5 protein-coding genes are annotated in these 9,867 nt (G+C 56.4%); 1 reads left to right on the top strand and 4 read right to left on the bottom strand.

All coding sequences use genetic code 11. The annotated features are described in order from the left end of the window. The 4 genes from ACWI8T_RS06375 to ACWI8T_RS06360 form a co-directional block, all read right to left on the bottom strand. A partial coding sequence (locus ACWI8T_RS06375; RefSeq protein ID WP_449138337.1) for a DNA translocase FtsK occupies nucleotides 1–2,517 on the bottom strand: 2,517 nt, incomplete at its 3' end. A 154-nt stretch (nucleotides 2,518–2,671) separates the two neighbouring features. Continuing rightward, nucleotides 2,672–4,735 (bottom strand): ribonuclease J, encoded by a 2,064-nt coding sequence (locus tag ACWI8T_RS06370; protein WP_449138336.1) that lies wholly within the window; start codon nucleotides 4,733–4,735, stop codon nucleotides 2,672–2,674. Between the two features lie 490 nt (nucleotides 4,736–5,225). Then, the gene (locus ACWI8T_RS06365; protein ID WP_309324665.1) at nucleotides 5,226–6,635 is read right to left on the bottom strand and encodes a sodium-dependent transporter; all 1,410 of its coding nucleotides are present in this window, start codon (nucleotides 6,633–6,635) and stop codon (nucleotides 5,226–5,228) included. A 245-nt stretch (nucleotides 6,636–6,880) separates the two neighbouring features. Next, nucleotides 6,881–8,314 (bottom strand): MFS transporter, encoded by a 1,434-nt coding sequence (locus ACWI8T_RS06360; protein ID WP_281669093.1) that lies wholly within the window; start codon nucleotides 8,312–8,314, stop codon nucleotides 6,881–6,883. Between the two features lie 222 nt (nucleotides 8,315–8,536). Here ACWI8T_RS06360 and ACWI8T_RS06355 point away from each other — a divergent pair, with 222 nt between their 5' ends. After that, entirely contained in the window at nucleotides 8,537–9,718 is a 1,182-nt protein-coding gene (locus ACWI8T_RS06355) for a M20 metallopeptidase family protein (protein ID WP_449138335.1), read from the top strand. Nucleotides 9,719–9,867 lie beyond the last annotated feature (149 nt).

The following is a 9,867-nucleotide window of genomic DNA, read 5'->3' as shown; positions in this document are numbered from 1 at the left end:
GATGTTCGCCTTGATAAGGCCTGTTACGACATTGGTCGACGGGCGCTGCGTAGCGACGATCATGTGGATGCCCGCCGCACGAGCAAGTTGCGCAATGCGGCTAATGGAGAGTTCGACCTCTTTGCCGACGTTCATCATGAGGTCGGCGAGCTCGTCGATGATGATGACGATATACGGCATCTTTTTCGGCCACTCATCTTCGGGTTTTTCCTCATCATCGAGCTGTCCGCTTTCAACTTTTTTATTGTATTGCGAAATATTGCGCACGCCCGCCTTCGACATGACTTTCAGACGGCGCTCCATTTCAGCCACGCCCCATGACAGAGCGCTCGCCGCTTCCTTGTTTTCGGTAACGACGGGCACGTACAAATGGGGGATGCCGTTATACGGGGTGAATTCAACGCGCTTCGGGTCAATCATGATGAAGCGAACCTCATCGGGCGTGGCACGCATGAGAATGGACATGATCATCGCGTTAATTGCGACTGACTTGCCCGAACCCGTGGTGCCGCCGATAAGCAAGTGCGGCATTTTCGCGAGGTCGACGACAATCGAATGGCCTTCGACATCTTTGCCGATAGCCATTTCAAGCGGTGCGCCATGGGCGTCTTTGAGCACGTCGCCCAATAGCACGTTCTGTCGCGTGCGATTCGGCACCTCGATGCCGACATGATTCGTTCCAGGAATGGGCGCGAAAATGCGCACACCGGGCGCCGCGAGCGCCAAGGCGATATCGTCGGTCAAGCTCATAATGCGGCTTACGCGCACGCCAGAAGGCAAGTCAACCTTGAACAGCGTGACCGTGGGACCGGCAACCCAGCCGACAACCTGCGCCATGATGCTGAAATCTTCGAGGGTGTTTTGCAGCTCAGCGGCAAGCGTGCGAAGCTCAGCCTCGTCAGCTTCGGTAGCAACTTCGGTATGGCGAATGAGGCCAAACGCCGGCAAGGTGAAATCGCCGCGCGTCTCCCCTTCTTTATTAAACGCAGAATTGTCGATTTTCTTAGCTTTAGCCGAACCCGCAGCACGCGTTTTCGACGCCCCAGACGCGGCGGAAACATCGCTCAAACGACGCGTCATCGGCTTTTCGGCAGCGCCCTCGTTCGAATCGGGCCGCAAAGCGTTGTCGACAGCCTCGACTTCGTCTTCCCAAGGAAGCGGCTCGCGCTTCGCTTTCAGCACCCGCGTTTTCGCAGAAGGCTCAGGAGAGCTGCAGTCTGCCTGCTTTTTTATCCGGGAAGACGCGGGCTTCGCGCCAAAAAGTTGAGTGATGGCTTCATCTTCGGCGGCGCCGACGGCATCACGAACACCCTCGGCTGCATGCGCTACGCCCATGCCAGTGGCAACACCAGCAGCTCCCGCCGCAGCATTTGAAGCAGCGCTCACGACATCGTCGGCAGCGCCGAAAGCGTATTCAGCTGGCCAATAGGTGTCGACCGTGGGAACAGGAGCCTGGCCAGGACGACGGCCTTCGAGCAATTGCGTCGAAAGCGACTCCGATGCGCGGCGAGGGCGCGAAAGGTCACGAGGCACATGCACAGGCTCGGCACGACGAATGCGTGCTGGCGGCACCTCTCGTTGGGCCTCTTGCGCAGCCTTCGCAGCAGCGGCAGCTTCGCGTTCCTTTTTCGTCATGCCGAAACCGGCAAGCAAGCCGCGCTCTTCGCGACGAGGGACGCGAGCCTCGGGAGACTCGACCTGCGCCTGAGGACGATTTTCGTCAAGCGCAGCATAGGGATTATCGTTCTCATCGATAGCTTCGTAAGGAATGCCAGGAAGTTCGTCGTCTTCCGCATCGCGTACGGCACGCAGGCGCGCATTGAATTGCGAACCCTTCTCGCGAAGCGACTCGAATGCGCCCGTAAGCGAAAAGCCGATGATGACGGCTCCGGCAAGCGCGACCCCGAGAAGGAGCACGATGCTCACGGCTTCGCCGAACAGCTGCAGAAGTGCCCATGCAATGCCAGAGCCAACGTAGCCACCGCGCGAGGCAAGCACATTCGCGTCGAAAAGCACAGCGCCATTGGTTGAAGAGCCAGGCGTAAGCAGCGAAAGGGCCGACATGAACGCAAAGAAGAGCATGGCAAGCCCCACGCCCAAGCGTAGAGGCAAATCGGCGCGATCGACGCGAACAATGAGGCTCGCGCCCACGATAACCAAAATGAACGGCAGCACATACGCGCCAATTCCGAGCGAAAGATGCAACGCGCTCGAAAGAGCGCTCGTCAGAAAGCCAGAAGGCTGCAATACAACGGCCAAGAAGAGCACGACGGCAAGCACGGCGACAATGACGCCGGCGATATCGCGCTTGGTGCGATCGTCGAAAATACGCGGCTCGCGATCGAAGCCCTCAAAGGGGGCTTCCTCTTCGACGGTACGGGCACGCGCCCTGCCGCGAGACGGAGCATCTTTAAGCGCGACGCGATCTTCGGCGTCGTTCTTTCCCTTTTTCCTTTGGGTAGAAGCGCCTTTGGCGCTATTCGATTGTGCGGTGTTCTTCTTTGAACCGCGGGCCAATGGCGTGCTCCTTCAAATACTGCGTTTACGATGCATATAAATTCGGCAGCGGCCGAGTCGCCCGAAAGGCGACCCGGCCGAAATGTCCATACGGCTTGCACTGACGTGCGAAACCTGAATTATAGCGCAGCGGAATGTTCATTCCGCGAAACGTTTACACCTCGATAATCGTCGCGATAACCATAGGGCGCTGCTTTGTGCGGTCCCACAGAAGCGAGTGCAAGGAATCGCGGCACGCCTTCTCAAGGTCTTTGCCCTTCACGCCGCGCTCAACGCTGCGACGCAGGGTGCATTTGACGCCGTCGGTCGCCTCGCGACGAAGCTCAGCAACATCGCCGCCCGTGATGCCGTGCATCTCGACGCGCACATTGCCCAAAATCTGGTGGCGCTTATGATCGACAGCGGCGCAAATGCAAGCGAAGCCGCAATTGGAAAGCGTCGTGCGCTCATCGAGCACGTCTTTCGAGGTATCGCCCACCGAAAGGCCGTCAACGTAGACGATGCCGTTTTCGACGGGCTCACCGAATTTAACGATGCCGTTCGTCATCTCGAGCGTATCGCCGTTTTCGCACATAAAGATATGGCTCGGGTCAACACCCGTGGCCTGAGCGAGATTCGCATGAGCGCGAAGATGCATCGACTCGCCATGCACCGGCATGAAGTACTTCGGCTGCACGATAGAAAGCACGAGCTTGAGCTCTTCTGCACTCGCGTGGCCCGACACGTGAACCATGGCGCGGTGCTTGTCCCACACATCGCAACCAATCTTGGAAAGCTGGTTCACGATGCGCGTAACAGCTTTCTCATTGCCAGGAACGGGCGTCGCGGAAATGATGACCGTGTCACCTTCGTCAATCTGGATGGTCTTATGCTCGCCGTTCGCGATACGGGCAAGCGCCGAAAGCGGCTCGCCCTGGCTACCCGTGCACATAATGACGACCTTCTCGGGCGGAATACCCTTCAGGTCATAGGCGTCGATAAGGTCGACGTCTTGAATCTTCAGATAGCCCAAGCGACGTGCGATATCGGTGTTTTGAATCATCGAACGGCCCGTGACCACGACTTTGCGACCGCACGCGACAGCCGCATCGGCGATCTGCTGCAGGCGATGGATATGGCTTGCAAAGCTCGCGATAATGACGCGACCCTTGGCGTTCTCAATAATGGGACGCAACGTCTTGCCCACTTCAGCCTCAGAAGGCGTGAAGTTCGGGTTCGTAGCATTCGTCGAGTCGCTCATCATGAGGTCGACGCCCATTTTCGAGAAACGCGCGAGCGCTCCGAAGTCGGTGCGAACACCGTCAATAGGGCTCTGGTCGAGCTTGAAGTCGCCTGTGTGCAGCACATTGCCGGCCGGAGATTGGAAGAACACGCCGAGCGCGCCAGGAATGGAGTGATTCACCGCGAAAAAGTCGACCACGAAATTGCCGATTTTCATCTCGTCGCCAGGATTGACTTCGCACAGCTTCGCCTTAATGCGATGTTCCTTGAACTTGCCCTCGATAAGGCCGAGCGTCATCTTCGTGCCGTAAATCGGAACCTTCTTGGTAAGGTCTTTCATGAGGTACGGCAAGCTACCCGTATGGTCTTCGTGGCCGTGGGTAATGATGATGCCGCGAAGCTTATGCTCATTCTCAAGCACATACGTGTAGTCGGGAAGAATGAGGTCGATGCCTGGATGGTCGTCATCGGGGAACATGAGACCAGCGTCATCGAGAATCATGTCGTCGCCACACTCGATGACGGTCATGTTCTTGCCAATGCCGTCGAGACCGCCAAGCGGAATGACCTTCAGAGTCACATCGGGGTTGTTCTTCACCGCACGGCGAGAATTGCTGCCAGAGCGAGGCTTGCGCGTGCGCGGTTTGTTGAACGATTCGGGCTCGAGTTCGGAGCCTGGCGTAAGCTGCGGGCGCTTGTGATCGAGCGAGACGTGCTTGGTGCGCGTCGTGGAACGACGACGATTTCTGTTCGAAGCCTTCGATGACTGCTCGGCCTGATTGGCAGAGGCAGCCTTGGCGTCTTGCTGGCTGCCGTTTTGCGCGGCGTCTTTCTTAGGACCGCGGCCGCGCCCCCCGCGAGAGCCGCGAGAACGGCTGCGACTTTTCGTACCATCGGTGCCTTCAGCGTCATTTTTTGCCGCAGAAGACTTGGCAGCAGCAATAGCGCCGCCAAGCGTGCCAGAAGACAGCTCCGGCAAGTTCTGTTCGTTAGTCAAGTTTCATTCGCTCCTTAAGCATAGTGAAACGCACATAGAGGCGCCCAAAGGTCGCACGGCGTTTCGGTATTCCAATGAACACATTGCCCGGCAGCACCAACGCGCGCCAGCGCAATGCAACATCCATACAAAAGAACGCAGTATGCGCTCGAAGACCAACCACCTATCGCACAATGCGAGCCGCAGAATAATTGGCAGTTTGGCCAGACGTCCAATAAAGCGGACGTAAATCAACAACACAATATTGTACGCCAAAGGCATAACCGCCGCCAAATCGGCGGTATGACGATGCGAAGAAATGGTGAATTGAGACGAATCGTCGGTTCATGTCAAAGCTAAACGAAGCCAGGCGAGCGTATAGCGCAGTGCACGAAGGGCGCGAAACGGTAACGAGTTGTGGTCACAAGCAGCGTCACGCGACCAAAAACTGGCAATTGGGCCGAAATACGAAACGACCCCGCCTATGCGGGGTCGTTAGATGCGGAAGTCTTTAAGCAAAGATGCTTGCATAGCCCATAACGAAAATGGCCACGATGAGCACAGGGATGCCGTATTTGATCCACGGTTTTGCCCAGGCGGGGAATTTAACGCCTTTCCCCTGGTCGGCTTCAGCAAGGAAGTTATCCCAGCCCCAGCCGAATTTCTGCGTGCAGAACAGCACGAAGACAAGAGCGCCCAGCGGCAGCATATTGTTCGAGACGACGAAGTCCTCGATGCTCTGAATATCGCCGATTGAGGGAATCGAGATGTCGGAAAGCACGTTGAAACCGAGCGCGCACGGCAAGCTCAGCAGCACGAGCAAAATGGCGGTTATGGTAACGGCACGGCTGCGCCACATGCCGAATTTGTCCATCGTCCAGCTTACGAGATTCTCGAACACAGCGATAACCGTGGAAAGAGCCGCGAAGCTCATGAACACGAAGAAAAGCGCTCCCCACACATTGCCCAGAGGCATTTCCGCGAATACGGCGGGAAGGGTGACGAACACGAGCGAAGGGCCCGAATCGGGCGTGACGCCATACGCGAAGCATGCGGGGAAAATGATGAGACCCGCAAGAATGGCAACGACGGTATTGAGCGCCGTAACCGAAATGGCTTCGCCCGTCAGGCTGCGCTCGCGGCCAATGTAGCTGCCGAAGATCTCCATTGCGGCAATGCCGAGCGACAGCGAGAAGAACGCCTGCCCCATGGCGGCGTAGACCGCCTGCCCAAACGTCGCCCACTGCTCAGCAGGCGTATTGCCGGCAAACAGCTTACCGAAATCGGGAATAAGATAAAACGCAATGCCCTCGCCCGCTCCCGGCAAGGTAACCGTGCGAATGCACAGTGCAATCATGATGACAAAGAGGGCGGCCATCATGATTTTCGTGATGCGCTCGACGCCTTTTTGCAGGCCTAGACGGCACACAAGAAAGCCGATGAGCACAACGACGACCATCCATCCAATAAGCTGCGCGGGGTCGGCCAGCATGCCTGAAAACGTCGCGGCGATCACATCGGGGTCGGTCGTGGACAGTTCACCCGAAGCCATTTTGGGAATGTACGCAAGCATCCAGCCTGCAACCGTCGTATAAAACATGAGCAGCACGTAGCAGCCGATTTGGCCCCACCACGTAAACCAGTGGAAACGGCGATTCGGCTCCAAAACGTCATATGCAAGCGCACCGCTCTTCTGGCTCGCACGGCCCACGGCGAACTCCATCACCATAACGGGCAAACCAAGAATAACGAGGAAGATGAGATATAACAGCACGAATGCGGCGCCGCCGTATTCGCCGACGATATAGGGGAAGCGCCAAACATTGCCCAAGCCAATCGCGCAACCTGCAGCGATAAGCAAAAAGCCGATACGCGACGCAAAATGTTCGCGCGCAGGTGCGGCTTGCTCGTTAGAAGCCATCGAAAACCTCTCTATATAAATAGGTAGAACAACGATTGCGTCACAGAACGCAAACTCTAAAAGTATATCCAATAACCAACTCTCTGCGCGAAAAAAGCCGCCCCTCGGGGCGGCTTTTCGATAAACGCAGCAGAAAACGCAATTTGACAACGACTCTACCACTCAAGGCGTTCATTGAGAAATGGCTCGAACCATCGTATCACCAGCATGTTGAGACTCGCGTCACTCTATCGAAGCGGCGGCTCTTAAGCGGTAGCTACAGACCCTTCGACAATCTTGCCTTCCTCATCAACGCGAGGCGCGCCAGCAGCGATTTGCTTCGCAACGAGCTTACGCGCGAGCTTCACCGAGGCAACCATGCACACGCCCGTGATGATTGAAATCACCATGCCGAAAATCCAGGCGGGAGTAAAGCTCAAAGCCGCGTCGAACGCCTGGCCCGAAACGATAGCTCCCATAATGCCGCCAACGCTCTGCACGGCGACCATGATACTCGTGGCCCTGCCGATATCGAGACGGCCGAATTCTTTCGTCATCATAACCGAAGGACCAACGGTGCATACGCACGTGCCGAACGCAAAGAACACTGCACCAAGAATCGGACCCCAGTCGGTCGTGTTGAAAATCATGAAGAAATTGGCCGCGAAGCACGTAAAGGCGCCGATAATGGACGAAGGAATGAGCCCAAGACGGTCATACATCGAGCCGAGCGCAACCTTGCAGAACACAACAAGCACCAATTCGGCGGAAAGCACCGTAGAAGCCCAGGCGATATCATGGCCACCCGTCACGATGGTCTCACCATTCATGACAACGGAAGTCATATTCGAAATCGTGTTCACGACGATCATCGCATTAATTGCGCCAACCAGCATAAAGCCCAACGCGAGCAGCCAGAACGCAGCGCTTTTCTTCATGACCTTCCAACCAATGGCAACCGTGACCTCGGGGTCAGCCTGTACAACCTTTTTCTTGCCCTTGCTCTCGATCGCTTTAATTTCGTCCTCGGTAAGCTCAGCGCCATAAGGCTGCAGGCCTTTATCGGAAGGATGCGAACGGAAGAAAATCACGGCGATGGGAAGTGAGCCGACCAGGCAGATAACCGCAAGTACCACGAAAGCAAAGCGCCAGCCAGAGGTGGCGATGATGTTGCCGACGATCGGCGAGAGAATTGCGCCGCCGAACGCGGAACCGCACAGCGCCAACGACACGGCGAAACCGCGCTTCAAGTTAAACCAGTTCGTGATAATAACCGAGACGAACAGGCGCGCGCCGGCAGTGATAATGGTGCCAGAAAGCGCGGCAAGCAAGTAAATATGCCAGGGAGCGCTTGCGACCGAATACCCAAAGAGCATCACCGTCGCAAGAGCCGTAATGCCCACCGCGATAGCGCGAGCATTGATTTTATCGAGCAAAAAGCCAATGATGAGCGTGCCCACAATCGAAATAAGCGACGCGAGCGATGTACCCGTGTTGTATTCGCCGATCGTCATGCCCAAATCGCCCACGATTTGCGCCTGAAAAAGCGACATGCAGTTCACGAAGGCCGTGTAGCACGTAGCCATGATCATGAAGCCGCCGATGACAATCCACCAGCCGTAGAAGAAACCTTTTTTCTCTTTGCCGCCCGTCTTCGGCGCACCGTCTTGCGCACCGTTTGCGACTTGTTCTTCCGCCATTGTTCTTCCTTCCGATATGGCCCCCGTTTGCACAAAGAGCCGCAAATATAACGCGTAAAGTTACGACGATTCGCCACTTTAGTCAACTAAAGTTTTAACTCATTTGCATTTTAGCCGCAATTTATTGAGACATTTGAAATAAAAGCGCGTAGAATCGCTCGCCGAATTCTTCAGAACTTCGGCTTGCCCGAGGCTGCGGCCCAGGCGGAAAGCGAGGCACCAGTGCCGACATCCATTAATTTCTTCGAAGAGGCGACCGCGTTTAAAGAGCAACTCATTGCATGGCGCCGTGACATCCACCAGATGCCGGAAATCGGACTCGAAACGCCCAATACGAGCGCCTACATTCAATCGGAGCTTACCAAGCTCGATATTCCCTTCCACACGATCATCAACGGTTCGGGCGTCGTGGGAACCATTGGCGAAGGCGAACCGTGCCTTATGCTGCGAAGCGACATTGACGGCTTGCCAATGGCCGAAGAATCGGGCGAAGAGTTCGCATCGACCAACGGCAACATGCATGCCTGCGGCCATGATATGCACGCGGCTACCTTGCTTGGCGCCGCCCATATTCTGAAAGCGCACGAAAGCGAATTGAAAGGCACGGTGAAGCTGTTCTTCCAGCCAGGCGAGGAAGGCTACAACGGCTCTGACGAAGCGATTGCAGAAGGCGTGCTCGAAAACCCGCACGTCGACCGCGCATTCGCGATGCATGTGGTCTCGACGGTGCCCACGGGCGTAATCGTGTACGGCGAACGCCCTATGGCCGCGGCATACAACTGGAAAATCGTCGTTGAAGGCGTAGCGGGCCACGGGTCCATGCCCGACTCGTGCGTCGACCCCATCACCGCCGCCGCCCATATTCATATCGGACTTCAGGAAATTCTCGCCCGCGAGATTTCTCCCATGAGCGAGCTTGTCATTACCTGCGGCGCATTCAACGCCGGTGACGCCGGCAACGCGATTCCACAGTCGGCCACGATGCAAGGAACTATTCGCGTGTTCGACAAGAAGACTGAAGAACTCGCCAAAAAACGCATCACTGAAATCGCAAGCGGAATCGCCCAAACCTACCGCTGCGCAGCCACGACGACCTTCGGCCGCCCGAGCCCTGCAGTGTTCAACGACAAAGAGTTCATGGAACAATGCGTCGAATACACCAAGCAGACGCTTCCCCAAGCGCAACTCTACGGCGGCGCTCACGGCATGGGCTCCGAAGACTTCGGCAGCATCTCTCAAGCCTGCACCGCAAACTACATGATGATCGGCGCAGCTGCCGGTCCGCTCAACGAATGCTACGGACAGCACAACCCACATGTTCGATTCGATGAAAACGCACTTCCTATGTCGAGCGCGCTTTACGCAAGCGTCGCGATGAACTGGCTTGACGACAACGCGAAATAGAACAATCGCGACATATCGCTTCAATTGAAATGGACTCATAAAATTGCAAAGGACCCCGTTTCCTGAACGGCAAAAGAAGTGAATCAAGCGGCCCGGCTGAGCCTGTACTCGACCGGGCTGCTTCCGTCCAGGCGCCTCTTGATGCGCAC

It is taken from the genome of Slackia sp. (assembly GCF_977041755.1).
Note: the sequence above shows the minus strand (reverse complement) of the source record. Positions and strands in the feature narration are given on the sequence as shown.